26 protein-coding genes and 1 pseudogene are annotated in these 22,361 nt (G+C 73.8%); 14 read left to right on the top strand and 13 right to left on the bottom strand.

The window, feature by feature from the left end:
- Positions 1 to 4 precede the first annotated feature (4 nt).
- The 7 genes and pseudogenes from acsA (at position 5) to AB0C87_RS17175 (ending at position 6,146) form a co-directional block, all read left to right on the top strand.
- The gene (gene acsA / locus AB0C87_RS17205) at positions 5 to 1,780 is read left to right on the top strand and encodes an acetate--CoA ligase (RefSeq protein ID WP_360578384.1); all 1,776 of its coding nucleotides are present in this window, start codon (positions 5 to 7) and stop codon (positions 1,778 to 1,780) included.
- Positions 1,777 to 2,811: a pyruvate dehydrogenase (acetyl-transferring) E1 component subunit alpha gene (gene pdhA / locus AB0C87_RS17200; RefSeq protein WP_345172119.1), complete on the top strand. Its 1,035-nt coding sequence runs from the start codon at positions 1,777 to 1,779 to the stop codon at positions 2,809 to 2,811. Before acsA ends, pdhA begins: the two co-directional genes overlap by 4 nt.
- Positions 2,808 to 3,833: an alpha-ketoacid dehydrogenase subunit beta gene (locus AB0C87_RS17195; protein WP_360578382.1), complete on the top strand. Its 1,026-nt coding sequence runs from the start codon at positions 2,808 to 2,810 to the stop codon at positions 3,831 to 3,833. Before pdhA ends, AB0C87_RS17195 begins: the two co-directional genes overlap by 4 nt.
- Positions 3,826 to 3,990 (top strand): annotated as a pseudogene (locus AB0C87_RS17190) (biotin/lipoyl-containing protein); the annotation flags it as partial. The gene AB0C87_RS17195 and the pseudogene AB0C87_RS17190, both read left to right, overlap by 8 nt.
- Positions 3,969 to 5,150, top strand: coding sequence for a 2-oxo acid dehydrogenase subunit E2 (locus tag AB0C87_RS17185; protein ID WP_360578380.1), 1,182 nt, complete (start codon positions 3,969 to 3,971; stop codon positions 5,148 to 5,150). The pseudogene AB0C87_RS17190 and the gene AB0C87_RS17185, both read left to right, overlap by 22 nt.
- The gene (locus AB0C87_RS17180) at positions 5,147 to 5,389 is read left to right on the top strand and encodes a phosphopantetheine-binding protein (protein WP_345172126.1); all 243 of its coding nucleotides are present in this window, start codon (positions 5,147 to 5,149) and stop codon (positions 5,387 to 5,389) included. The genes AB0C87_RS17185 and AB0C87_RS17180 overlap by 4 nt, the downstream gene beginning before the upstream one ends.
- A gap of 115 nt (positions 5,390 to 5,504) precedes the next feature.
- Positions 5,505 to 6,146 (top strand): phosphoribosyltransferase, encoded by a 642-nt coding sequence (locus tag AB0C87_RS17175; RefSeq protein WP_353831223.1) that lies wholly within the window; start codon positions 5,505 to 5,507, stop codon positions 6,144 to 6,146.
- Positions 6,147 to 6,209: 63 nt separating this feature from the next.
- Here AB0C87_RS17175 and AB0C87_RS17170 read toward each other — a convergent pair whose 3' ends face one another.
- Positions 6,210 to 6,584, bottom strand: coding sequence for a CBS domain-containing protein (locus AB0C87_RS17170; protein WP_345172130.1), 375 nt, complete (start codon positions 6,582 to 6,584; stop codon positions 6,210 to 6,212).
- Positions 6,585 to 6,641: 57 nt separating this feature from the next.
- Positions 6,642 to 7,580 carry a universal stress protein gene (locus AB0C87_RS17165; RefSeq protein ID WP_353831224.1) on the bottom strand — a complete coding sequence of 313 codons (939 nt, stop codon included), beginning with the start codon at positions 7,578 to 7,580 and terminating at the stop codon, positions 6,642 to 6,644.
- 227 nt (positions 7,581 to 7,807) lie between these two features.
- Here AB0C87_RS17165 and AB0C87_RS17160 point away from each other — a divergent pair, with 227 nt between their 5' ends.
- Positions 7,808 to 8,074, top strand: a complete 267-nt coding sequence (locus tag AB0C87_RS17160) for a histidine kinase (protein WP_360578378.1) — start codon at positions 7,808 to 7,810, stop codon at positions 8,072 to 8,074.
- 37 nt (positions 8,075 to 8,111) lie between these two features.
- Positions 8,112 to 8,582 carry a CBS domain-containing protein gene (locus AB0C87_RS17155; protein WP_345172136.1) on the top strand — a complete coding sequence of 157 codons (471 nt, stop codon included), beginning with the start codon at positions 8,112 to 8,114 and terminating at the stop codon, positions 8,580 to 8,582.
- Positions 8,583 to 8,612: 30 nt separating this feature from the next.
- Here the strand turns inward: AB0C87_RS17155 and AB0C87_RS17150 are convergent, their stop codons facing one another.
- Together AB0C87_RS17150 and AB0C87_RS17145 are read right to left on the bottom strand one after the other, a co-directional pair.
- Positions 8,613 to 9,506 (bottom strand): RNA polymerase sigma-70 factor, encoded by an 894-nt coding sequence (locus AB0C87_RS17150; protein ID WP_360578376.1) that lies wholly within the window; start codon positions 9,504 to 9,506, stop codon positions 8,613 to 8,615.
- A 95-nt stretch (positions 9,507 to 9,601) separates the two neighbouring features.
- Complete coding sequence (locus tag AB0C87_RS17145; RefSeq protein ID WP_360578374.1) at positions 9,602 to 10,255, bottom strand: TetR/AcrR family transcriptional regulator; 654 nt, start codon at positions 10,253 to 10,255, stop codon at positions 9,602 to 9,604.
- A 120-nt stretch (positions 10,256 to 10,375) separates the two neighbouring features.
- Between AB0C87_RS17145 and AB0C87_RS17140 the strand changes: the two genes are divergently transcribed.
- Complete coding sequence (locus AB0C87_RS17140; protein ID WP_360578373.1) at positions 10,376 to 11,698, top strand: cytochrome P450; 1,323 nt, start codon at positions 10,376 to 10,378, stop codon at positions 11,696 to 11,698.
- A gap of 16 nt (positions 11,699 to 11,714) precedes the next feature.
- On the opposite strand, the gene AB0C87_RS17135 is transcribed toward AB0C87_RS17140, so the two are convergent.
- From AB0C87_RS17135 to AB0C87_RS17120, 4 genes are all read right to left on the bottom strand, one after another.
- Complete coding sequence (locus AB0C87_RS17135) at positions 11,715 to 13,004, bottom strand: cation:proton antiporter (RefSeq protein ID WP_360359953.1); 1,290 nt, start codon at positions 13,002 to 13,004, stop codon at positions 11,715 to 11,717.
- Between the two features lie 7 nt (positions 13,005 to 13,011).
- Complete coding sequence (locus tag AB0C87_RS17130) at positions 13,012 to 13,494, bottom strand: TrkA C-terminal domain-containing protein (protein WP_345172146.1); 483 nt, start codon at positions 13,492 to 13,494, stop codon at positions 13,012 to 13,014.
- Between the two features lie 189 nt (positions 13,495 to 13,683).
- Complete coding sequence (locus tag AB0C87_RS17125; protein ID WP_360578371.1) at positions 13,684 to 14,982, bottom strand: MFS transporter; 1,299 nt, start codon at positions 14,980 to 14,982, stop codon at positions 13,684 to 13,686.
- Positions 14,983 to 14,984: 2 nt separating this feature from the next.
- Positions 14,985 to 15,509 carry a MarR family transcriptional regulator gene (locus AB0C87_RS17120; protein ID WP_360578369.1) on the bottom strand — a complete coding sequence of 175 codons (525 nt, stop codon included), beginning with the start codon at positions 15,507 to 15,509 and terminating at the stop codon, positions 14,985 to 14,987.
- Between the two features lie 112 nt (positions 15,510 to 15,621).
- On the opposite strand from AB0C87_RS17120, the gene AB0C87_RS17115 reads away from it, so the two are divergent.
- Positions 15,622 to 16,410, top strand: a complete 789-nt coding sequence (locus AB0C87_RS17115) for an SAM-dependent methyltransferase (protein WP_360578367.1) — start codon at positions 15,622 to 15,624, stop codon at positions 16,408 to 16,410.
- 305 nt (positions 16,411 to 16,715) lie between these two features.
- Complete coding sequence (locus AB0C87_RS17110; protein ID WP_345172155.1) at positions 16,716 to 17,789, top strand: hypothetical protein; 1,074 nt, start codon at positions 16,716 to 16,718, stop codon at positions 17,787 to 17,789.
- Positions 17,790 to 17,867: 78 nt separating this feature from the next.
- Here the strand turns inward: AB0C87_RS17110 and AB0C87_RS17105 are convergent, their stop codons facing one another.
- Genes AB0C87_RS17105 through AB0C87_RS17095 form a run of 3 tightly spaced genes read right to left on the bottom strand, consistent with a single transcriptional unit; the run spans position 17,868 to position 19,302 of the window.
- On the bottom strand, positions 17,868 to 18,494 hold the full coding sequence (locus AB0C87_RS17105; RefSeq protein WP_345172157.1) for a dihydrofolate reductase family protein: 627 nt from the start codon (positions 18,492 to 18,494) through the stop codon (positions 17,868 to 17,870).
- A complete protein-coding gene (locus AB0C87_RS17100) occupies positions 18,491 to 18,967 on the bottom strand; it encodes an SRPBCC domain-containing protein (RefSeq protein WP_360578365.1) in 477 nt (158 codons plus the stop codon). Before AB0C87_RS17100 ends, AB0C87_RS17105 begins: the two co-directional genes overlap by 4 nt.
- A complete protein-coding gene (locus tag AB0C87_RS17095) occupies positions 18,964 to 19,302 on the bottom strand; it encodes a metalloregulator ArsR/SmtB family transcription factor (RefSeq protein ID WP_179842476.1) in 339 nt (112 codons plus the stop codon). The genes AB0C87_RS17100 and AB0C87_RS17095 overlap by 4 nt, the downstream gene beginning before the upstream one ends.
- Positions 19,303 to 19,405: 103 nt before the next feature.
- On the opposite strand from AB0C87_RS17095, the gene AB0C87_RS17090 reads away from it, so the two are divergent.
- Positions 19,406 to 20,311 carry a hypothetical protein gene (locus tag AB0C87_RS17090; RefSeq protein WP_360578363.1) on the top strand — a complete coding sequence of 302 codons (906 nt, stop codon included), beginning with the start codon at positions 19,406 to 19,408 and terminating at the stop codon, positions 20,309 to 20,311.
- The gene (locus tag AB0C87_RS17085; RefSeq protein WP_353831234.1) at positions 20,262 to 20,630 is read left to right on the top strand and encodes a nuclear transport factor 2 family protein; all 369 of its coding nucleotides are present in this window, start codon (positions 20,262 to 20,264) and stop codon (positions 20,628 to 20,630) included. Before AB0C87_RS17090 ends, AB0C87_RS17085 begins: the two co-directional genes overlap by 50 nt.
- On the opposite strand, the gene AB0C87_RS17080 is transcribed toward AB0C87_RS17085, so the two are convergent.
- Positions 20,608 to 21,642: a DMT family transporter gene (locus tag AB0C87_RS17080; protein ID WP_360578361.1), complete on the bottom strand. Its 1,035-nt coding sequence runs from the start codon at positions 21,640 to 21,642 to the stop codon at positions 20,608 to 20,610. The two genes, AB0C87_RS17085 and AB0C87_RS17080, sit on opposite strands and share 23 nt — an antisense overlap.
- A 96-nt stretch (positions 21,643 to 21,738) precedes the next feature.
- Entirely contained in the window at positions 21,739 to 22,350 is a 612-nt protein-coding gene (locus tag AB0C87_RS17075; RefSeq protein ID WP_345172167.1) for a glycerol-3-phosphate responsive antiterminator, read from the bottom strand.
- Positions 22,351 to 22,361 lie beyond the last annotated feature (11 nt).

The following is a 22,361-nucleotide window of genomic DNA, read 5'->3' as shown; positions in this document are numbered from 1 at the left end:
CCGCATGGGCTGGGAACCCATCACCAAGGCCGGGCGCCCGGGCCTCCCGCCGAACCTGGACGACTACGGGAAGGTCTACGACCGCTTCCGCTGGGACGAGGCGCGCGCCGCGATGGACGGCCTTCCGGGCGGCCGGGGCCTCAACATCGCCCACGAGGCGGTCGACCGGCACGCCGACGGGCCGCTCGCCGACCGCGTGGCGCTGCGCTGCCTGGACCGGCACGACCGGACCACCGAACTCACCTACGCGCGGCTGCGGGAGGAGACCTCCCGGTTCGCCAACGTGCTGCGCGCGCTCGGAGTCCGCAAGGGGGAGCGGGTCTTCTCCCTGCTGGGACGCGTTCCGGAGCTCTACGTCGCGGCGCTGGGGACGCTGAAGAACACCAGCGTCCTCGCGCCGCTGTTCCCCGCGTTCGGGCCGGAGCCGATCCGCGACCGGCTCCGGCTCGGCGACGGGAAGGTGCTGGTCACCAGCCCCGAGCTGTACACGAGGAAGATCGCCCAGATCAGGGGAGAGCTCCCGGGGCTGAGGCACGTGCTGGTCGTCGGCGGGTCGGACGCGCCGCCCGGAACGGTCTCGTACCGGGAGGCCATGGACGGCGCCGACCCGTTCTTCGAGATCCCACCGACCGGCCCCGAGGACATGGCGCTGCTGCACTTCACCAGCGGCACCACCGGGACGCCCAAGGGCGCGGTCCACGTCCACGAGGCGGTCGTGGCGCATCACGCGACCGCCGCGTACGCGCTGGACCTCCGGCGCGGGGACGTGTTCTGGTGCACGGCCGACCCCGGCTGGGTCACCGGCACCTCCTACGGGATCATCGCCCCGCTCACCCACGGCGCGACGCTGCTGGTGGACGCCGCGGAGTTCGACGTGCGGCGCTGGTACCGGATCCTGGAGGAGCAGCGGGTCTCGGTCTGGTACACGGCGCCGACCGCGCTGCGGATGCTGATGCGGTACGGGACCGGGCCGGCGCGCGGCCGCGACCTGTCCGCCCTGCGGTTCGTCGCCAGCGTGGGGGAGCCGCTCAATCCCGAGGCCGTCGTGTGGGGCGTGACGGCGTTCGGCCTCCCCGTCCACGACAACTGGTGGCAGACCGAGACCGGCGCGATCATGATCGGCAACTACGCGTCCATGGACATCAGGCCCGGCTCGATGGGGCGTCCGGTGCCCGGCGTGGAGGTCGCCCTGCTGGAGCGCGGCCCGGACGGGCGCGCACGGGTGTCGGCCGACGGGCGGGTGGCGGCGGCGCCCGGCCCGCAGGCCGAGGGCGAGCTCGCGCTCCGGCCCGGATGGCCGTCGATGTTCCGGGGCTACCTGCACGACGAGGCGCGCTACGCCGAGGCGTTCGCCGGAGGGTGGTACCTCACCGGGGACATCGCCCGCCGGGACGCCGACGGCTACTACTGGTTCGTCGCGCGCGCCGACGACGTGATCAAGTCGGCCGGGCACCTCATCGGGCCGTTCGAGGTCGAGAGCGCGCTGATGGAGCACGAGGCCGTCGCCGAGGCGGGGGTCATCGGCCGGCCGGACCCGGTCGCGGGGGAGGTGGTCAAGGCGTTCGTGACCCTGCGCCCGGGCCACGAGGCCAACGAGGAGACGCGCCGCGAGCTGGTCGCGTTCGGCCGCCGGCGGCTGGCCTCGCTGGCGCCCAAGGAGATCGCGTTCGACCCGCACCTCCCGCACACCCGCAGCGGCAAGGTGATGCGCCGCCTGCTGAAGGCGCGCGAGCTCGGCCTGCCCGAAGGGGACCTGTCGACACTGGAGCAGAGCCCATGACCAGGAAGAAGACGGCGGAGACCGGCCCCGGCCCCGCGGCCGGCCGGAGCGATGCCGCGCCGGAGGACGAGGAGCGCCGGGCCCTGCTGCGGGAGATGCTGCGCATCCGGCGCTTCGAGGAGCGCTGCGTCGAGCTGTACAGCGCGGCCGAGATCCGCGGCTTCATGCACCTGTACATCGGCGAGGAGGCCGTGGCCGCCGGGGTGATGCCCGCGCTCGGGCCGCGGGACGCCGTCGTCACGACCTACCGCGAGCACGGGCACGCCCTCGCGCGCGGCATCCCGGCCGAGGCGGTCATGGCGGAGATGTTCGGCCGGACCACCGGCTGCAGCCGAGGCCGCGGCGGCTCGATGCACCTGTTCGACGCGGCGACCCGGTTCTACGGGGGCAACGCCATCGTGGCCGGCGGGCTGCCGCTCGCGGTGGGGCTGGCGCTCGCCGACCGGATGCGCGGCGCCGACCAGGTCACGGCGTGCTTCCTCGGGGACGGGGCGGCCGCCGAGGGCGAGTTCCACGAGTGCCTGAACCTGGCCGCGCTCTGGCGGCTGCCGGTCCTGTTCGTCTGCGAGAACAACCGGTACGCGATGGGCACCGCGCTCGCCCGCGAGCACGCCCAGACCGACCTGGCCCTGCGCGCCTCGTCCTACGGCCTGGTCTCGTGGGCCGTGGACGGCATGGACGTGCTCGCCGTCTCGGCGGCCGCGCGGCGGGCGGCCGAGTCGGTGCGCTGGGGCGGCGGCCCCCACTTCCTGGAGATGCGCACCTACCGGTACCGGGCCCACTCGATGTACGACCCGGACCGGTACCGCGCCAGGACCGAGATCGAGGAGTGGCGGCGCCACGACCCGATCGACGCCCTCGCCGCCCGGCTGCGCGCCGACGGCGTCCTCGGCGACGAGGACCTCACCGCGATGGAGAAGGAGATCGCCGCCGAGATCGACGGCGCCGTGGAGGCGGCGAGGGACGCGCCGCTGGAGCCGGTCGCCGACCTGACCCGCTTCGTCTACTCCGAGAGGGCGGTGCGGCCATGACCACCACCCGGACGGCCTCCGCCGCCCACGCGTCCGCCGAAGGCCCCGTCACCTATCGCGAGGCCGTGCGGGAGGCTCTGCGCGAGGCGCTGGCGAGAGACGAGCGCGTGTTCCTGATGGGTGAGGACGTCGGGCGCTACGGCGGCTGCTTCGCCGTCAGCCTCGGCCTGCTGGAGGAGTTCGGCCCCGAGCGGATCCGCGACACGCCCCTGTCGGAGTCGGCGTTCGTCGGGGCGGGCATCGGCGCGGCCCTCGCCGGGATGCGCCCCGTCGTGGAGATCATGACGGTCAACTTCAGCCTGCTCGCGCTCGACCAGATCCTCAACAACGCCGCGACGCTGTCCCACATGTCCGGCGGGCAGTTCGGCGTCCCCCTGGTGATCCGGATGACGACCGGGGCGGGCCGGCAGCTGGCCGCCCAGCACTCGCACAGCCTCGAAGGCTGGTACACCCACATCCCCGGCCTGCGGATCGTCGCCCCCGCGACCCTGGAGGACGCCCGCGGCATGCTGTGGACCGCCCTGCGGGACCCCGACCCCGTCCTGATCTTCGAGCACGGGTCCCTGTACACCGTGTCCGGCGAGCTGCCGCCGGACGCCGGGGCGGTGGACATCGACCGCGCCGCGGTGCGCCGGTCCGGCTCGGACGTCAGCCTGATCACCTATGGCGGGACCCTGCGCACGGCCCTGGAGGCCGCCGGGCGGCTCGCCTCCGAGGGCGTCGAGGCCGACGTCGTCGACCTGCGGTCGCTGCGCCCGCTGGACGACGCCACGATCATGGACTCGGTCCGCCGCACCCACCGCGCCGTGATCGTGGACGAGGCGTGGCGGTCGGGCAGCCTCTCCGCGGAGATCAGCGCCCGCATCACCGAGCAGGTGTTCTACGAGCTCGACGCGCCGGTCGCCCGCGTGTGCGGCGCCGAGATCCCGATCCCCTACCCCCGGCACCTGGAGGAGGCGGCGCTGCCCCAGCCGGACGACGTCGTCTCCGCCGCGCGGCGGGCGGTGAGCGGCGATGCCTGACTTCACGATGCCCTCGCTCGGCGCCGACATGGACCGCGGCACCCTCACCGAATGGCTGGTCGAGCCCGGGGACCGGGTCCGCAGGGGCGACACCGTCGCCGTCGTCGAGACCGACAAGGCCGACATCGAGGTCGAGTGCTTCGACGACGGCGTGGTCGACGCGCTCCTCGTCCGGCCCGGGACCAGCGTCCCGGTCGGCGCCCCGCTCGCCCGCCTGACCTCGCCGGCCGCCGCGCCGGAGCCGTCCCGCCCCGCGGCGCCCGAGCCGGAGTCGTCCGCCCCCGCGGGCCCCCGGCGCCGCAGCGCGAGGAGGCCGGCCGCGCCCCCGAGCACCGGCCCGCGGCGACACCGCTCGTCCGGCGGCTGGCCGAGGAGCGGGGCGTCGACCTGGACTCGGTGCACGGCACGGGCCACGACGGCAGGATCGTCCGCGCGGACGTGGAGAGGGCCACCCGCCCGGCGTCCCGTCCGAGGGTCTCGCCCCTGGCCCGCCGGCTCGCCGGCGAACTCGGCGTCGACCTGGGCCGGGTGCGCGGCTCCGGGGCCCGCGGCGCCGTCCGGGCCGACGACGTCCGCGCCGCCGCCCGGACACCGCGGGCGCCCGCCGAGCCGCGCCGGAGGGCGGCGGCTCCCCGGCGCGCGGCGGCGGACAAGCAGGCCGCGATGCGGCGGGCGATCGGCGAGCTGATGGCCCGCAGCAAGCGCGAGATCCCGCACTACTACCTCGGCACCACCATCGACATGGACGCCGCGACGGCCTGGCTCCGGGCGCGCAACCGCGAGCTCCCGGTGGCGGGGCGCCTCCTCCCGGCCGCGCTGCTGCTCAGGGCGAGCGCGCTCGCGGCCCGCGAGGTGCCCGAGCTCAACGGGCACTGGCTCGACGGGGCGTTCGTCCAGGGAGACGGCGTCCACGTCGGGATCGTCACGGCGCTGCGCGGCGGCGGACTGGTGACCCCCACCCTGCGCGGCGCCGACGAGCTGTCCCTGGACGACCTGATGGCCGCCCTGAAGGAGATGCTCGTCCGCGCCCGGACGGGTCGGCTGCGCGGCTCCGAGCTGGGCGACGCCACGATCACCGTCACCGATCTCGGCGACCGGGGCGTGGAGTCGGTGACCGGCGTCGTCTTCCCGCCGCAGGTGGCCCTGCTCGGCTTCGGCGGGATCGTCCGGCGGCCGTGGGCGGTGGACGGGCTGCTGGGCGTCCGCCCGGTGGTCACCGCGACCCTGGCCGCCGACCACCGGGCCACCGACGGCCACACCGGCGCGCGCCTGCTGGAGGCCGTGGACCGGCTGCTGCAGAGCCCGGAGGAGCTATGACACCCCGAGAGGCACGCGATCTGGCTGCCCGCTCGCTGGAGAAGGCGGCACCCGACGTCGACGCCGCGACGGTCGGCGGGGACGCCGATCTGCGCGAGGACCTCGGCCTCGACTCGCTCGACTTCCTCGGCTTCGTCGAGGGGCTGAGCGACGGCTCGGGCCTGCGCATCGACGAGGACGACTACGCGGAGCTGGCCACCCTGGACGGCTGCGTCGCCTATCTCGCCCGCCGAACCTGATCACGCGGGGGAGACGGGGACGAAGGTCGGTCCGGGGGAGGGCCGATGCGCACTGGAACGCCGTACGCCCTCTCCGGATCCTGGTGGAGGGAAGGCAAGCGAGCGAGGTGGGGCGATGTACTCCGATCGGCAGGACGCGGGACGGCAACTCGTCGCCAACCTGAGGCGGTACACGGGTGGGGACGTCCGGATCCTCGGCCTGCACGGGGGCGGCGTCCCGGTGGCGGCCGAGACCGCCGCGCGGCTCGGGTGCGCGCTCGACGTGCTCGTCGTGCGCGAGCTCGTCGTCCCGGGGCCGCCCCGCGTCCTGGTGGGCGCGGTCGCGGAGGGGCCGGCGCGCGTCCTGGACGAGGAGGCCGCCCGGCGGGCGGGGGCCGGGGAGGCGCATCTGGGGGAACTGGAGCGGGACGCCCGCGTCGAGGCGCGGGCCCTCGGGCTCCGGCTGCGCGGGCGGCGCCCGAGCCTCCCGCTGGCCGGGCGGGACGCCATCGTGGTCGACGACGGCGCGGCCTGCCGCCTCGTCGCCGAGGCCGCGTGCCGCGACGCCCGGGCGCGGGGGGCCGGGCGGGTCGTCTTCGCCGTGCCCACGGCGTCGCCCGCCACCGTCGACCATCTGTGGACCGTCGCCGAGGAGGTGGTGTGCCCGCTCTCGCCGACGTTCTTCGTCACCGCGAGCGACTTCTACCTGGACTTCCCGCCGGTCTCCGAGATCGAGGTCGGCCGGCTGCTCGAACGGGCGTCCGAGCGCACCGCGTGAGCCCGCCCCGGTCTCATCGCGCGGCCCGCCCGACGGTCGCCCGCCCGGCGGGCCCCACGGGTCTCAGGCCGCCCAGGTCTCCAGCGCGAGCAGGTCGCGCATCGAGACCATCCCCACCAGCCGACCGTGATCGTCCACTGGCAGGTGGCGGATGCCCGCCTCCAGCATCCGTCGCGCGACGTCCCGCGCGTCCTCGTCCAGGGCGGCGGTCTCGACGTGCGCCGAGGCGTACCCCGCCGCCTCCTCGGACGCCGGGTCGGCCGACGAGGCGAGGGCCCCGGCCAGGTCGCGCTCGGTGATGATCCCGGCGACCCGCTCCCCGTCGAGCACCGCCAGCGCGCCGACCTTCCTCTCGATCATCCGCCGCGCGACGTCGGCGAGCGGCTCGTCGGCCCGGCAGGCGAAGACCGTCGGCCGGTAAACGTTGCTGACCAGCATGTTCCCTCCCCGTTGGATCGGTGGCTCCAGGCGTCCGGGCGGACGCCCGCGCGCTCCTCAGCCCGTCCCGCCGCGCGCCGAGGCCCCCGCGGCCGCCTCGGTTCCGCGCCGCCCGGTTCCCCGGGCGGGCACCACCGCCACCGGGCAGAGCGCCTCCTGCAGCGCGGCCTGGGTCACCGGACCCAGGAGCGTCTGGGGCCCCGAGCCGATCCCGCGCGCGCCCAGGACCAGCAGCGCCGCGCCGCGGGCGGCGCCGATCAGGGCCTGCCGCGGAGTGTCGACCACGAACTCGCTCTCCAGCGGCACCTGCGGGAACCGGCTCCGCCAGAGCGCGAGGTCCTCCTCGAACCGCGCCATCGCCTCGCGCCTGATCAGTTGGGGGTCGCTGAAGGGGACGCGGTCCGGCCCGCGGAACGCGGCCGGGTCCCACCAACTGCACACCGCCGTCACCGAGGCGTCGCGCAGCGCGGCCTCCTCGAAGGCGAAGCCGATGGCCGACTCGCCGCCCGTCGAGCCGTCCACGCCCACCACCAGCCGCTCACGGCCCCGGGGGGCGGACGGAAGGTCCGGCCCGACGACGACGACCGGGCGGTCGGCATGGGACGCCACCTGGACCGCGGTGGAGCCGACCGACAGGCCCTCGAACCCGCCGTGCCCCCGCGAGCCGAGCACGACGAGGGAGGCGTCGCGCGACGCCTCCAGCAGGACGGCGGAGGCCCATCCCCGCTCCAGGCGCCAGCGGACGTCCAGGCCCTCGGCGAGGGCGTGGGCCTTGCGCACGCCGTCGTCCGCCACGATCGCGCCCGCGCCGCGCAGGACCTCCAGCGTGTCGTTGTCCGGCTGGCGCAGCGGATAGGGCCAGTGCCAGGCATGGCAAACCGTGAGGGGCAGGCGGCGGAACCGCGCCTCCCGCACCCCCCACCGCAGCGCCTGGTCGGCGGCGGGCGACCCGTCGTACCCGACCAGGACGGCGCCCGTCCTCTCGTGATCGTTCATGGCCGATCCCTCCCCCTGTCGGTGTGTCCAGCCTTCCCCCGGGCGGAAAGGCGCAGGCAGGGGCCGCTGTCCCCGGTTCGAGGGACCTTCGGCCCTGGGACCGGGGCAGGAATGCGGACAGAATCGACAAAGCGCCCGCAAATCCGCACCTCGCGGGCGTGGCTGGGCGTGCGCTCCGGGGAATGACCTTGTTTGTACCGTTTGTTCCCCGTGCAGAGGGCGGAGGGATGACCCATCCATCGCCCGCGCTCAGGCGCGAGCACGAATCGATTGACGCGCAGCGCCTCGCCCGCGACCTGGCCGACGAGATCACCCGTCGCCTGTTCGGCATCGGCCTGGAACTGCACGCCGCCCTGGCCCGCATCCAGGACCCCCACGCCACCCGGCGCGTCCGGGCGGCCCTGACCGGACTGGACGACACCATCGACGACCTGCGCCGCGTCGTCTTCGACCTCCACGCCGCCGCCCGGGACCGGGACGCCGCCGACCGCTGAACCCGCGCCCCGCCCGGCGGTCGGTTACGTTGGAGCGGTGCGCGCACGAGATCTCGCCGTCGAATACCCGATCGTCACGCCGGACAGCGGTGCGCTGGACGCGGCGCGGCTGGTGGCCGAGCACCGGCTCGCCGGGCTGATCGTGGTCGACCCCGGCCGCCGGCCCGTCGCGGTGATCCCCGCCTCGCAGCTGCTGCGGTCCATCATCCCCCCGCACGTCCGCGACGACCCCGCCCTGGCCCGGGTCTACGACGAGCGGCACGCCGACATGCTGTGCGCCCGGCTCGGCGAGAAGAGCGTCGCCGATCTGCTCGGCGAGGAGCGCAAGGCGCTGCCCGTCGTCGACGCCGACGCCACCGTCATGGAGATCGCCAGCGTCATGGCGGCCGACCGCAGCCCCGTCGTCGCGGTGAGCGGCGAGGCCGACCGCACCGACGCGCCGATGATCGGCGTCATCACCGTCGCCCACCTCCTCGACCGGCTCCTGCCCGAGCGGCCGCCGAGCTGAGCCGGAGGCCCCGCCGGCGCCTCCCCGGGGTCATCGCGTGAGCGGGGTCTCGGCCTCCACGCGGGTCAGCTTCTCGGGATTGCGGACGTAGTAGAGGCCGGTGATGCGGGCGCCCTCGACGCGGACCGCCAGGACGCCGTCGAGTTCGCCGTCCAGCCGCATGACGAGCGCGGGGTTGCCGTTGACCACGGTCTGCTCGACGGTGACCGTGCTCTTCACCCTGCCGGTGCCGCCGACGATGTAGCGGGCCACCTTCTCGGCGCCGGTGACCGGCCGGAGCGCCGCCTGCTTGAGCCCGCCGCCGTCGCCCACCATCACGACGTCGGGGGCGAGCACGTCGAGCAGCCCCTGGAGGTCGCCGGTGTCGAGAGCGCGTCTGAACGAGTCCAGCACGGCCCGGGTCTCGGCCTGCGAGACCGCCTCGCGGGGGCGGCGGGCGTCGACGTGCCGGCGGGCGCGGTGGGCGATCTGGCGGACGGCGGCGGTGCTCTTGCCGACCGCGGCCGCGATCTCCTCGTAGCCGACGTCGAAGACCTCCCGCAGAACGAAGACGGCGCGTTCGGTGGGCGCCAGCGTCTCCAGGACGAGCATCAGCGCCATCGACATGCTCTCGGCGAGCTCGACGTCCTCCGCCACGTCCGGCGAGGTGAGCAGCGGCTCGGGCAGCCAGGGCCCGACGTAGGCCTCCCTGCGCCGCGTCAGCGTCCGCAACCGGTTGAGCGCCTGCCGGGTGGTGATCCGGACCAGGTAGGCGCGCCGGTCGCGCACCTGCGCCAGGTCGACCTTGACCCACCGCAGCCAGGTCTCCTGGAGGACGTCCTCGGCGTCGGCGGCGGAACCGAGCATCTCGTAGGCGACGGTGAAGAGGAGGTTGCGGTGGGTGACGAAGTCCTCGGTCGCCGGATCGGCGGCGTGGTCGCTCACGGAATCATCCTTCCTGCACGGGTCTTCCACAGGACACCGCGGGCGGCCCGTCCGTAACACCGGCGCGCGTGTGCTCCGTCACATCCGCGCGTCGGTCAGTGGAGGCGGTGGTGGAGGGGTGTGGCCAGTTCGGCGGTGCTCAGCGTCAGCGCGACGGTGTAGTCGATCAGGTGGTCGCGGTCGACGTCCAGGTCTCCGCGGAACCAGGTGGTGAACAGTTCCCAGAGCCCCGCGGTGAGGGTCAGGCCGGTCAGTTCCACGTCGACGTCGGGAAGCGGGACCTGGTCGAGGGTCTCGTGGGTCTGCGCGGCGAAGATCACGGCCATGGTCCGGATGATCTCGATGCGCCGGCGCTGGAGCAGGGGGGAGGAGGGGAAGGCGTGGGTGAGGATGTGGGCCCGGCGCGGGTCGGTGGTCAGGAAGTCGAACACGGCGGTGACCACGGCGCGGGTGCGGGCCTGCGGATGCCGGGGCGCCCGGCGGGCGGCGGACAGGATCACGTCGGTGCCCTGGGCGACCTGGTCGTCGACGATCGCCAGGAGAAGGGCGTCGCGGTCCGGGAAGCTCTCGTAGAAGTAGCGGTCGTTGAGCCCGGCCTCGGCGCACACCTTCCGCACTGTCGTGGCGGCCCACCCCTGGGTGCCCAGCAGTTCCAGCCCGGCCGCCAGCAGCGCGGCCCGGCGGCGGGCCCGGCGCTCGTCGGCGGGCACGCCGCCGTAGGGGCGCGCGCGGGGCGGCTGGGACGTCACAGCCCGATTGTGCCGCATCCCTTGACTTCCTCCGCAAATCTGGAGACGGTACTCACCAGATATTTCTGGTGTGTCGCATCACCAGAACTCGGTCGCGACGAGACGGGAGCGTGAGGCCCGGTGGCCACGGAGATCCCCCCGCAGCTGACCCTGGCGGACATCGACCTGAGCGACCTGCGGTTCTGGGCCCGTCCGCTGGAGGAGCGGGCGCGGGCGTTCGCGCTGCTGCGCGCCCAGCCTGGCCCGGTGTTCTTCACCCTGCCCAAGCTCCCCTTCCTCCGGCAGAGCCCGGGATCCTGGGCGCTGGTCCACCACGCCGACGTGACGGAGGCCAGCCGCCACCCGGAGATCTTCAGCAGCGAGCCCAGCGCCACCAGCCCGGCCGACATGCCGCGCTGGATGGACGGCTACTTCAACTCGATGATCGACATGGACGACCCGCGGCACGCCAAGATCCGCCGGATCGTCTCGCGGGCGTTCAGCCCCAGGATGCTGGCCAGGGCCGAGGACGACATCGCCCGGCGCGCCGCCCGGATCGTGGACGAGCTGGTCGAGGCCGGCGGCGGCGACTTCGTGTCCGGGGCGGCGGCGCGGCTGCCGGTCGAGGTCATCTGCGACATGCTCGGCATCCCCGCCCGGCACCACCGGCGGGTGGTGGAACTGACCAACATCATCGTCGGCTACAGCGACCCCGAGTACGTGGGCGCCACCCTCGAGTACCGGGACGGCGCCCCGAAACCGGGCCGGCTCGGCACGCTGCGCATGCTGGGCACGGTGGCGTCCGCGGGGTGGCGGCTGCACCGGCTGGCGGCCCGCCTCGGACGCGAGCGCAGAGCGTCCCCCACCGGCGACCTGACCTCGGCGCTGGTGAACGCCAACGTCGACGGCGAACGGCTGAGCCCGCGCGAGTTCGCCACGTTCTTCCTGCTGCTGGTGGTGGCCGGGAACGAGACCACCCGCAACGCGATCGCGCACGGCCTGAAGCTGTTCACCGAGCACCCCGACCAGCGCGAGCTGCTGCTGGCCGACTTCGACGGACGCATCGCCGGGGCCGTCGAGGAGATCGTGCGCTTCAGCAGCCCGGTCATCTTCATGCGGCGCAACCTCACCCGCGACCACGAGATGAACGGCCACACCTTCCGCAAGGGCGACCGCGTGACGCTGTTCTACTGGTCCGCCAACCGCGACGAGGCGGTCTTCGCCGACCCCGACCGGTTCGACATCACGCGCTCGCCGAACCCGCACGTCGGGTTCGGCGGCCCCGGGCCGCACTTCTGCCTGGGCGCCAACCTGGCACGGCGAGAGATCACCGTGATGTTCCGCGAGCTGTTCACCCGCGTGCCCGACATCGCCGCGGGGGAGCCCGACCGGCTCAAGTCCGGTTTCATCAACGGCTACAAGCGCCTGCCCTGCACCTTCACCCCTCCGCCGGCCCGGCGCTGAGCGGAAGGGGCGCGGTTCACTGCTGGCCGGACAGCGGCGGCCGGCCCGAAGGCTCCGCCTCGTCCCGCCTCGCCTCCCGGTCGGCGGCGGCCCCGTCGGCGGGCTGGGGGACGTCCTGCCTCCGGCGTGCCCCGTCCGGCCGGGTGCGGGACGGCCGGATGTTGCGCCAGCGGATGAAGGGTTCGACGCCGCGGGCGATCAGCGGCCCGGCGATGGCCAGCATCAGCACGTAGGCGGCGGCCAGCGGCCCCAGCCGGGGGTTGATGCCGGCGGACACCGCCAGCCCGGCGATGACGATGTTGAACTCCCCGCGCGGGACCAGTGCCGCTCCGGCCCGCAGCCGCCCGCGGGCGGCCACCCCCGCGCGGCGGGCGGCCAGCCAGCCCGAGGCGAGCTTGGTGGCGATCCCGGCGACGGCGAGCAGCGCGGCCACGCCCAGCACGGGCGGCAGCTGGCCGGGATCGGTGTGCAGGCCGAAGAACACGAAGAACACCGCGGCGAACAGGTCCCGCAGCGGCGCCAGCAGCTCGCGCGCGGTGTGGGCCAGCGGGCCCGACAGGGCGATGCCGACCAGGAACGCGCCGACCGCCGCCGACACCTGCAACTGCTGGGCCACGCCGGCGACCAGCAGGGTCAGGCCCAGCACCTTCAGCAGCAGCACCTCGTCGGTGGGGCTGGCCACGAACCGCTCCACCAGCCGGCCGTGCCGCAGCGCGACGAACAGGATCAGGGTGATGGTGGCGGCGGCGATGCCTAGCGTGGTCGCCCCGGCGACCAGGGAGGCCCCGGCCAGCAGCGCGGTGAGGATCGGCAGGTAGGCGGCCATCGCCAGGTCCTCGAACACCAGGATCGACAGCACCGCCGGGGTCTCCCGGTTGCCCAGCCAGCCGAGGTCGCCCATGACCTTCGCGGTGATCCCGGACGAGGTGACGTAGGTGATGCCGCCGAGCGCCACCGCGGCCACCGGCCCCCAGCCGAGGATCAGCGCCACCGCCACCCCGGGAGCGGCGTTGAGCACGAGGTCGGCCAGTCCTGCCGGAGCCGAGGTGCGCAGGGTTCCGACGAGCTCGCCCGCGGTGTACTCCAGCCCGAGCGTGAACAGGAGCAGGATGACCCCCACCTCGGCGCCGAGCGAGACGAACTCCTCGCTGGCGCCGAGGGGCAGGATGCCGCCCGAGCCGAAGGCCAGCCCGGCCACCAGGTACAGCGGGATCGGTGAGATGGAGAAGCGGACCGCCATCGCGCCCAGCAGCCCCAGCGCCAGGACGATCGCTCCGAGTTCGATCAGTTGTGTCGCAGCATGCACGGTCCTCTCACCCGCCGTGCAGGATGGCCGCGACGGCGGCCGTCCCCTCGTCGGTGCCGACCACCACCACGACGTCCTCGGCGCGGAACTCGAAGTCCGGGCGCGGGCTGGCGATGACCTCGCCGTCGCGCACCACCGCGACGATCGAGGCGCCGGAGCGGGTGCGGGCCCGGGTGTCGCCCAGCCGGCGCCCCGCGAACGGCGAGGCGGCCGTCAGCAGGATCTGCTCGGTCACCAGCCCCTCGACCTGCCGGTTGAGCTCGGCCAGCCGTTCCACCACCCGGCCGGTGCCCAGCAGCTCGGCGAGGGCGTTGGCCTCCTCGGCCGCCAGCGCCACCGACACGACGCAGGTATCGGGATCGTCCTTGTCGTAGATCACCAGATCGCGGCGGCCCGTGCGGTGCGACACCACCCCGATCTGGCGCCCCCGCCCGGTGGTGAAGACGTGCCGCAACCCGATGCCCGGCAGCGATGTCCGCTCGACGTCCATGACCCTCTCCCGCCTTCTCCGTGATCTCCGTGGCCGCACGGAGGATGCCCCGGCGCGCCCGTGCGCCGGACCCGGCCGTCCCTGAGCGCCGCCCGTGGGGTTTCGGACATGGTTCCAGAACCGACCGGAACACGACCCTAGGCGAAACCCGTCCGTGGAAGCGCAGCCCACGGTGCCCGGCGGGCAGGGTCATCCGCTGGTCGCGGGAGACTCCTGCCGCGGAGCACGGTCCGGGTCGGGGTGCCCGGGCGCTGCCCGGTGCCGTCGCAGAGCCGGATTGAGGAGGCCGAGGGAGACGACCGCGGCCGCCGCCGCCAGGCCGCCGACCAGGAGGGCCAGGGGCGCGGAGGTGGCGGACGCGAGCAGCCCACCGCGGAAGTTGCCGAGCTCGGGGCCGGCGACGCCGATGACGTGCTCGACCGAGGAGACCCGGCCCCGGAAGTGGTCGGGGGTCTCGACCTGGACCAGGGCGCCGCGGGTGATCACGGCCACGGTGTCGGCCGCGCCGGCCGCCGCCAGGCAGGACAGCGCGAGCCAGAGAGGCCCCGCCAGGCCGAAACCGGCGAGGGCCAGCCCCCAGACCGAGGCCGCGACGAGCTGGGCGAGGGCGCCGCGGCGGAGGCGGGTGACCGTCCCCGAGAACAGGCCGGCGCCGAGCCCGCCGACCGCGATCGCGGACAGGAACAGCCCCAGCGTCCGGGGATCGCCGCCGAACCGGAGCTCGTTGACCATGGGGAAGAGCGCGACGGGCATGGCCAGGACGGTGGCGGCGAGGTCGACGCCGAAGGACCCCCACAGGATCGGGTGCCGCAGGACGAGCCGCCAGCCTCCCGGGAGCGGCCCGCGGCGTTCCCCTCCCGGCGGCCGCTCATCCTCGTCGCGCCGGACGGGCATCGCGGGGAGCCGGATCACGGCGACCAGCGACGCGGCGGTGGCCAGGGCCTGGACCGCGTACGCGGCGGGGTAGCGCCACTGCGCGAGCACGAGCCCGGCGACGGCCGGCCCGACCAGCATGGACGCCTGGAACGCGACGCTCTGCAGGGCGAGCCCGGCGGCGAGCTGGTCGGAAGGCAGCAGCCGGACGGGGAACGTGCGCCGGGCCGGCGCCCCGAGCGCCGCGCAGCCGGTCTCGACGGCGACCAGGGCCAGCAGCAGCGTCACCGACCGGTTCCCGGCGGCGGCCTGCACCATCAGGCCGAGGGACGCCAGCGCCTGGCCGCCGGTGGCCGCGCGGACGAGGCTCCTGCGGTCGACCGCGTCGGCCAGCGATCCGCCGACCAGGCCGAGCACGAGCATGGGCACACCCGTGGCCAGGCCGATGGCCCCGGTCCACAGGGGGCTGCGGGTCAGTTCCCAGACCTGCTGCAGGACGGCGACGACGGCGATCTGACGGCCGATCGAGGCGAGCGACGACCCGACCCACAGGTCGCGGAACGCCCGGCTCCCGCGCAGCGGACGGACGTCGATGAGCCGTTCGCTCAGGGCCACGGCTACGGTTCGGCCGGGGCGGGCGCCGGGGGCGCGGGATCGGGAGGCACGGCGTCGAGGTGGGAGAGGATCCTGTCCTTCATCGGCCGCCGTGCCAGAGCGCGCTCTAGTTCGGTGACGACGGCGCTGAGCCGATGCGGCACCTCGTCGTCGAGTTCGGCGACCGCCGCCTCGGTCGCGCGCCACTCGGCCTCCAGGAACGGGACGAGGGCGCGGCCCCGGTCGGTCAGGGAGACGCGGCGCGTGCGGGCGTCGGCGCCCGGCTCGGAGTCGACCAGCCCCTCGCGGCGCATGGCCGCGATCGTCTGGCTCATCGCCGAGTGGGAGCGGTCGAGCGAGGCGGCCAGTTCGCGGATCGTCAGCGGGCCGGTATGCGCGAGACGGATGAGGGGGTAGGCGAAGCGGGGGCGGACTCCCCGGATGCCTCGGTCGGTGTACAGGGATTCGATCTGGGCGTCCAGGCCGGCCAGCAGGGTGTGCAGGGCATGCCACCGCCCCGGCGTCGCGGTCGGGTCCAAGGATGTCACAGCGCTAATATAACAGCGCTGTTGCATGCCTGTCCCCTCCGGACCACGCTCAGCGGGGCCGTGGTGGGTAGAAGACCCTGCAAGGGATCCGAAAACGGGGAGGCCGTCCGCGGTGAGCTCACGACCCGAGATCGACACGACCGTGCCGCATTCGGCCCGGATCTGGAACTTCCTGCTGGGCGGTACCGACAACTACCCCGTCGACCGGCAGGCCGGAGAAGGGATCTTCGCGGTCTTCCCCGGGATGGTCGCCATGGCGCGGCAGTCCCGGCGGATGCTGCAGCGGGTGGTGCGCCACCTGGCGGGGGAGGCGGGCGTCCGCCAGTTCCTGGACATCGGGACCGGGCTGCCCACCATGGACAACACCCACGAGATCGCCCAGCGGCTCGCCCCGGCCTCCCGGATCGTCTACGTCGACAACGACCCGCTGGTGCTGACGCACGCCCGGAAGCTGCTGACCAGCACGCCCGAAGGCGCCACCGACTACGTCGAGGCCGACGTCCGCGAGCCCGAGGCGATCCTCGCCGAAGCCGCCCGCACCCTCGACTACGACGAGCCCGTCGCGCTCATGCTCATGGGCATCCTCGGGCTGGTGGGCGACTACGACCAGGCCCGTTCGATCGTCGACCAGCTCATGGCGGCGCTGCCTTCCGGCAGCTACCTGGCCGTCTACGACGGCACCGACAGCGACCCCGCCTACGCCGCGGCCATCCGCACCTACAACTCCGCGAGCGGCGCCGTCCCCTACATTCCACGCACGCAGGAGCAGATCGCCGGCTACTTCGACGGCCTGGAGCTGCTGGAACCCGGTGTCGTGCCGGTGACGCGATGGCGGCCCGACCCCGGCCAGGAAGACGTCCCCGAGGTGTCCTGCTCAGGCGGATTGGCCCGCAAGCCCTGACACCCGTCTCGCCCCTTCAACGCACCCCGGACGGACCCGCCTCCCTTGTACCGGTGGCGGGCGCGCCCTCGCTGTGCCGCTCCGCGATGAGGGACGCGGAATGGCCGACTTCCGGTTTCCGTAAAACGTTTGTTTTCTGCTTTTCATGGCGAAGTCTCGGCCGTCTCGTGGGATGCCATGCATTGCGGTAAAGAATGACTTCGTGTCTTGCCGCGAAACCGGCAATGCGGGGGTCTCGACGTGATCGTGTGTTCAGATGAACGCGGAAGAGAGATCGTTTCGGACCTGCGTGAGGAGTCAACGGCATGAGGCATCGGGGAGCTTGCATCACGGCGGCGGTCGGTGTCGTCGCGGCCGTCGCGTCATTCGGGCACGCGTCGGCGGCGGACCACCGTCCGGGATCCGTGCTGGTCCGCGAATCGTTCACCGGAGCCACCGCGGACTCGCGCTTCGTCGGGTACGGGTCGGCCTGCCTGACGGGCGCGCCGCGGGGGAACCCGGCGGCCGAGGCCACGAACCACCCGCTGAGCGGCTGCCGCCGGGACCCGGTCGGTCCGGTGCCGCCGGGCGACGCGGCGACGCGCGGATATCTGCAACTCACCGACGCCCATTTCGAGCAGACCGGCGCCGCGCTGTTCGACTCGCCCGTTCCCACGCGCGGCGGCCTGGAGGTCACCTTCGAACAATGGCAGTACGGCAACACCACACGGGCTCCGGCCGACGGGATCTCGTTCTTCATGACCGACGGCGCCCGGGGCCTCAACACGCCCGGGGCGTTCGGAGGGAGCCTCGGTTACGCCCAGAAACTCCCGGGCGGCCGGGCCGGCGAGCAGTTCGTCCCCGGAGTCGACGGCGGGTACCTCGGCATCGGGCTCGACGTGCTCGGGGACTACTTCGGCGACGGTGAAGGGCGCGGGAACGGCTGCGAGCGGCGTTCCCCGGCCGGGACGGTGTTCCGTCCGCCCGCTCCCGGTCCCAACGTCGTGACCGCGCGGGGCCCCGGGAACGGCTCCACCGGATACTGCCTGCTCGCCGCGACCACCAAGAACAAGACGACCAGGGGCCCGTGGCGATCGTCGCTTCCGGGGCGGCTCCACGGCGACCTGAAGACGATGCCCGCCGGCGTCACGCCGAGCCGAGCCGAAAAGCTGCTCGAACCGGTGAAGCGAGTCGTCCGCGTGTCGGTGTCGCCCGGACCGAATCCGGTGGCGACGGTCGACGTCGACTTCCGGGACGGCGCCGGTTTCAAGCGGGTGCTGAGGTTCGCCGCCCCCAGGCCCGTCCCGAACACCGTCAAGTTCGGCTTCGCCGCGTCCACGGGCCCGCTCACCGACGTGCAGCTCATCCGCCGGGTCACGGTGCGCTCCCAGCGCGACTGAGCCGAACGGCGGACCGCGGCTCGACGGACTCACTCGGAGCCCGTCGAGCCGCGGCCCGCGGATCGTCCTTCTCCCGTACTAGGTGAACGCTGCGACTCCCTCGTACTGGCCTTGAGGTGCTCGGCCGGTCGTCTCGTATTCGAGGAGCAGCACACCCGCCGGGGTGGCCTCGTGGCGGACGAGGCGCAGCCCGTTCGGGGCGCCCTGCGCGTCCAGAAGGCGCCGGCCGCTTCGCAGCACGACGGGCGCGACCACGAGGCGGAGCGCGTCGATCAGGCCCGCCGACAGCAGCGAGTCCCCCAGGTGGGAACTGCCGTGGATCTGGAGTTCCCGCCCGGGCCGCGCCTTGAGGCCGGCGACCGTCTGGACCGGATCGCCCGCGAGCACGGTGGTGGGGTGCCAGGTCCCCTCGGTGAGGGTGTCGGACACCACGTATTTCGGCAGCGCGTTCATCCGTGCGGTGAAGGGGTCGGCCGGATCGGTGATCTTCGGCCAGTCGCGCGCGAACGCCTCGTAGGTGCGCCGGCCGAGGAGCAGGCCGTCGGCGAGGTCGAGCCACTCGGAGGCGCGCCGGACGAACGTGGCGTCCATGTGGGGCACGAGCCAGCCGCCGCGGGTGAAACCGTCCGTGGTGTCCTCGTCCGGCGAGCCGGGGCCCTGGCTGACTCCGTCGAGCGTGACGAACTCGGTGAGGGTGATCTTCATAGTGCGGTGAGCCTCTCCGCGAAGGCGGCCAGCTGGCCGGCGACCGTCGTCCAGCCGTCGGCGAAGCCGAGTTCGCTGTGGCGGGCGCGGGCCTCGGTGTCGCGGTGCTGGACGACCAGCCGGTAGGCCGTGCCGTCCGGATGGTCGTCCATCGTGATCGTGGCGGTCATCGCGACCGGTGCGGGGTGCGCGGGACGCCACGTGCTGTCGATCGCGTTGGTGAACACGATCCGGTGGGGCTCCTCGACGGCGAGAAAGCACGCGTCCATGTGCGGGCCGAAGTGGGTCCCGTCGTCGCTCAGCCGCGTGACGAACGCTCCGCCGGGCCGCGTGTCCAGATGGTCCACCCGGCAGTGGGACGGGGCCGGGACCCACCACTGTTCGAGCTGGGATGGATCGGTCCAGGCGCGCCACACGGTCGCGCGGGGAGCGCGGATGATCCGCTCCAGGCCGAGGTCGAGATCGGGGTTCATCGGCCTTCTTCCTTCGGGTCGGTGACGAACTGTTCGAGGCGGTCGGTGCGCCCCTCCCAGATCCGGCGTTGCTCGGCGAGCCAGTCGTCGACGAGATCGAGCCTTTCGCGGTTGAGCACGCAGGTGCGCACCCGACCGGACTTGAGGGTGCGGATGAGCCCGTTCGACTCCAGGGTCCGCACGTGCTTCATGAACGAGGGGAGGGTCATGGGGAACTCGCGGGCGAGGTCGCCGACGCTCGTCGGCCCGAGCCCGAGGCGCCGGACGACGGCGCGCCGGGTCGGGTCGGCGAGGGCGACGAACACGCCGTCCAGCTCCGGCGAATACTGTGCCATAAAGCTAAGTATTGCCCAAGCGTCATGGTTAGCGCAACGGCTAAGTATGGGGCGGTCTCTTCCCGGCGCCGGTTTCCGGCCGGTCGGTGAGGAGTTGCCAGGCGTGCAGGGCCATGAGGTAGCCGAGGGCGCTGGCGGGGACGTAGAGCTCGGGGCCGAAGATGTCCTCAACCCCGCGCTGGTCTCCCAGCGCGGCCGCCGCGTCCTGTCGGCGCCCGTCCGCCTGCTCTGCCGGTACGCGCTCCGGTCGGTCCGCGACCCGCGGCTGAGGCGGCGCCTGACGCCCTGCTACGAGCCGGGATGCAAGCGCATCCTCGCTTCGAGCGAGTACTACCCGACGCTCAACCGGCCCGACGTCGCTGTGGTGGACAGCCCGATCGTCGAGATCACCCGCCACGGCGCCTGCACCGCCTACGGCGTCCACCACGCCTTCGACACCCTTATCTGGGCCACGGGGTTCCGCTCCCAGGACTTCGTCGCGCCCATGCGCGTCTTCGGCGCGCACGGGCAGGAGCTCAACGCCGCATGGAAGGACGGCGCCCGCGCCTACCTCGGCCTCGCCGTCACCGGCTTCCCCAACTTCTTCCTCATGTACGGGCCGAACACCAACGTCGGGTCCGGCTCCATCGTCCACATGCTCGAAAGCCAGGCGGCCTACATCGTCCAGGCCGCCCGGCTTCTCGCGGGTGGCGCCACCTCGATGGACGTCCGCGCTTACCCCTTCCCAGCGAAGACCTTCACGGCCGCCGCCGTGATCAGAGCCCTGCGGGCCGGCGCCCGCAACCGCTGCTTGGGACCGGCGTCGGCCATCGTTGCAGTTCCTTCGTCGGATGGTGGACGACCACGATCGTCCCCATCGCGATGTCGAGAATGCGCGAACCGCTCCGACCAGCTCATGAGGGGGCGCGGGCCGGCACGGCCGCGTCCCACGAACGGCGACCGGAACGAAGGAGAAGGCGATGTCGCGCAACATCAAGACGGTCACCACCTACCTGGACGGATTCCGTAAGAACGACCACGAGCAGATCCTGTCGTGCCTGACCGACGACATCGAGTGGACGGTCTTCGGCGCCTTCCACCTGACGGGCAAGGAGGCCTACGACAAGGCCATCGACGGGCCGCCCGAGCTTCTGGACCCGCCGCGTCTGGAGGTCGTGCGCATGGTCGAGCAGGGCGACGTGGTGATGGCGGAGCTCACCGGCACGGTGGAGCGGGCCGCGGGCGGGGAGATGCGCATGTCCATGGCGGAGGTGTTCGTCATGCGCGACGGCAAGATCGCCGAGCGGCGCGCCTGGGTCGTGGAGCTCAAGGAGAACGACTACCGCTGACCCGCGGCCCCGACACGCGGGCGGCCCCGCCGGCGCCGCGGGCCGCCCGGCGCCTCCCGCGCCGGGGCGGTCCCGTCGCGGCGGGGCGTCCGGCGGCGAGCAGGACTCCGGCGCCGCCGAGCACGAGGCCGGCGATCACCAGGGGGTGCAGCGCCTGGCCGGCGACCAGCCAGGCCAGCACCGCCGTGACCGACGGGGTCAGGAAGAACACCGTGCTCACCCGGGTCGCCGACGAGCGCGCCAGCATCCGGTTGAGCAGCAGGAACGCCGCGATGGAGTTGACGAGCACCATCCACGCGACCGACCCTCCGAACGCCGTCCAGTCGGACACGCGCGGGGTCTCGACGGCCAGGCTGAGCGGGCCCACGGCCGCCGCGCCGACGAGGACCTGCGTGGCCGTCCCGGTTCTGACGTCCATGTCGCGGACGAAGCGCTTCTGGTAGAGGGTGCCGAGGCTGAGTCCGCCGAGGCCCGCCAGGCACAGCGGGATCCCCCAGGCCGACACGCTGACCCGGTCGGCGACCGCGAGCACCACGCCCGCCGCGCCGAGCGCGAAGCCCAGGGCCTGCCGCCGGTCGACGGTCTCGCCCAGCAGCCGGGCGGCCAGCGCGATCACCACCGGATTGAGGCCCTGGACGAGCGAGATCACCGCCGCCGGATAGTGCAGGGAGAGGGCGGTGTAGAAGCAGCCGAACTGCACCGCCTGGATGAGCAGCCCCGTGACGGCGACGTGCGCCAGCGCCCGCCCGCGCGGCCATCGGGCGCGCGTGACGAGGGCGTACGCCGCGAGGAGCACCCCGGCGACGGCGAACCGCGCGAACATCAGCAGCAGCGGCGGGGCCGCCCTGACGCCGGGGACGCCCGCCACGAACGCGCTGCTCCACAGAACGGTGAACAGGGCGGGCGCCAGCGCCGCGCCCGCCCGCGTCCCGCGGCGGCCGCCCCTTCTTCGGGCGGGAGAGGGCGCGCGAGCGCCGGCCGGCAGGGGAGGAGCGGGCGTCCCCGGCTTCATGAGGGTCCTTCCGTTGCGGGGGCGTGCAGGGGCGACCGGCCCGCCCGGCCGCAGGGGGCACGGGCGGGCCGGCGCGTCAGCCGGATGGTGCGGGGATCAGGACGCGCGCAGGGCGGACCGGCGCAGATCCCACAGGGTGTCGTCGGAGGTGCAGACGCCCGCGGCGCCGTGGCGCAGCGCCTCGGAGACGTCCGCCTCCTCCTGGACGAAGCCGGCGGCCAGGTACGGGACGCCGAGCTCCCGGGCCTCGCGCTCGACGTAGCGCAGCATGACCGCGGGCATGAGCTGGACGAGGTCCGGGTGGGACCGGCCGATGGACTGCACGCTGCGGTGCAGGTTCGACCGGTCCGTGACGAAGACCTTCTGCATGGTCAGCAGGCCCAGCCCGCCGGCCCGCTCGATGATCGCCGCGCGGGTGGAGCAGATCCCGATCGCCCCGATCCCCTTGAGGTAGGTCAGGGCCCCCGGGTCGTGCCCCAGGCCCGGCGTCGAGTCCGTGTTCACGAAGACGATCTTGCGTGCGGCGAGCGTCGCCGCCACCGTGGCCTCCAGCTCGCCGAGCGGGACGGACGCGAGGATGCCGAGCGGCGCCGACCGGGAGGCGAACCGGCCGGCCGCGGCGGCCCCGACGATCGAGGCCATCACCGGGTGCTCGGCCAGCGCGGTCAGCAACCGGGGATCTACGGGACGTTTCGGACGAAGGCCCATCAATACACCCT

The sequence above is a fragment of the Actinomadura sp. NPDC048021 genome, assembly GCF_040653135.1.
GTDB classification, from domain to species: Bacteria; Actinomycetota; Actinomycetes; order Streptosporangiales; family Streptosporangiaceae; genus Spirillospora; species Spirillospora verrucosospora.
This window is presented reverse-complemented; position numbering and strand designations above follow the sequence as displayed.

Coding starts and splice junctions, on each gene's coding strand:
- AB0C87_RS17175 (WP_353831223.1), top strand. CDS start 5,505: ATGTACTCCGATCGGCAGGACGCGGGACGGCAACTCGTCGCCAACCTG.
- acsA (WP_360578384.1), top strand. CDS start 5: ATGGGCTGGGAACCCATCACCAAGGCCGGGCGCCCGGGCCTCCCGCCG.
- AB0C87_RS17105 (WP_345172157.1), bottom strand. CDS start 18,494: ATGAAGATCACCCTCACCGAGTTCGTCACGCTCGACGGAGTCAGCCAG.
- AB0C87_RS17160 (WP_360578378.1), top strand. CDS start 7,808: ATGACCCATCCATCGCCCGCGCTCAGGCGCGAGCACGAATCGATTGAC.
- AB0C87_RS17080 (WP_360578361.1), bottom strand. CDS start 21,642: ATGAAGCCGGGGACGCCCGCTCCTCCCCTGCCGGCCGGCGCTCGCGCG.
- AB0C87_RS17095 (WP_179842476.1), bottom strand. CDS start 19,302: ATGGCACAGTATTCGCCGGAGCTGGACGGCGTGTTCGTCGCCCTCGCC.
- AB0C87_RS17180 (WP_345172126.1), top strand. CDS start 5,147: ATGACACCCCGAGAGGCACGCGATCTGGCTGCCCGCTCGCTGGAGAAG.
- AB0C87_RS17075 (WP_345172167.1), bottom strand. CDS start 22,350: ATGGGCCTTCGTCCGAAACGTCCCGTAGATCCCCGGTTGCTGACCGCG.
- AB0C87_RS17170 (WP_345172130.1), bottom strand. CDS start 6,584: ATGCTGGTCAGCAACGTTTACCGGCCGACGGTCTTCGCCTGCCGGGCC.
- AB0C87_RS17100 (WP_360578365.1), bottom strand. CDS start 18,967: ATGAACCCCGATCTCGACCTCGGCCTGGAGCGGATCATCCGCGCTCCC.
- AB0C87_RS17085 (WP_353831234.1), top strand. CDS start 20,262: ATGTCGCGCAACATCAAGACGGTCACCACCTACCTGGACGGATTCCGT.
- AB0C87_RS17130 (WP_345172146.1), bottom strand. CDS start 13,494: ATGGACGTCGAGCGGACATCGCTGCCGGGCATCGGGTTGCGGCACGTC.
- AB0C87_RS17195 (WP_360578382.1), top strand. CDS start 2,808: ATGACCACCACCCGGACGGCCTCCGCCGCCCACGCGTCCGCCGAAGGC.
- AB0C87_RS17110 (WP_345172155.1), top strand. CDS start 16,716: ATGAGGCATCGGGGAGCTTGCATCACGGCGGCGGTCGGTGTCGTCGCG.
- AB0C87_RS17165 (WP_353831224.1), bottom strand. CDS start 7,580: ATGAACGATCACGAGAGGACGGGCGCCGTCCTGGTCGGGTACGACGGG.
- pdhA (WP_345172119.1), top strand. CDS start 1,777: ATGACCAGGAAGAAGACGGCGGAGACCGGCCCCGGCCCCGCGGCCGGC.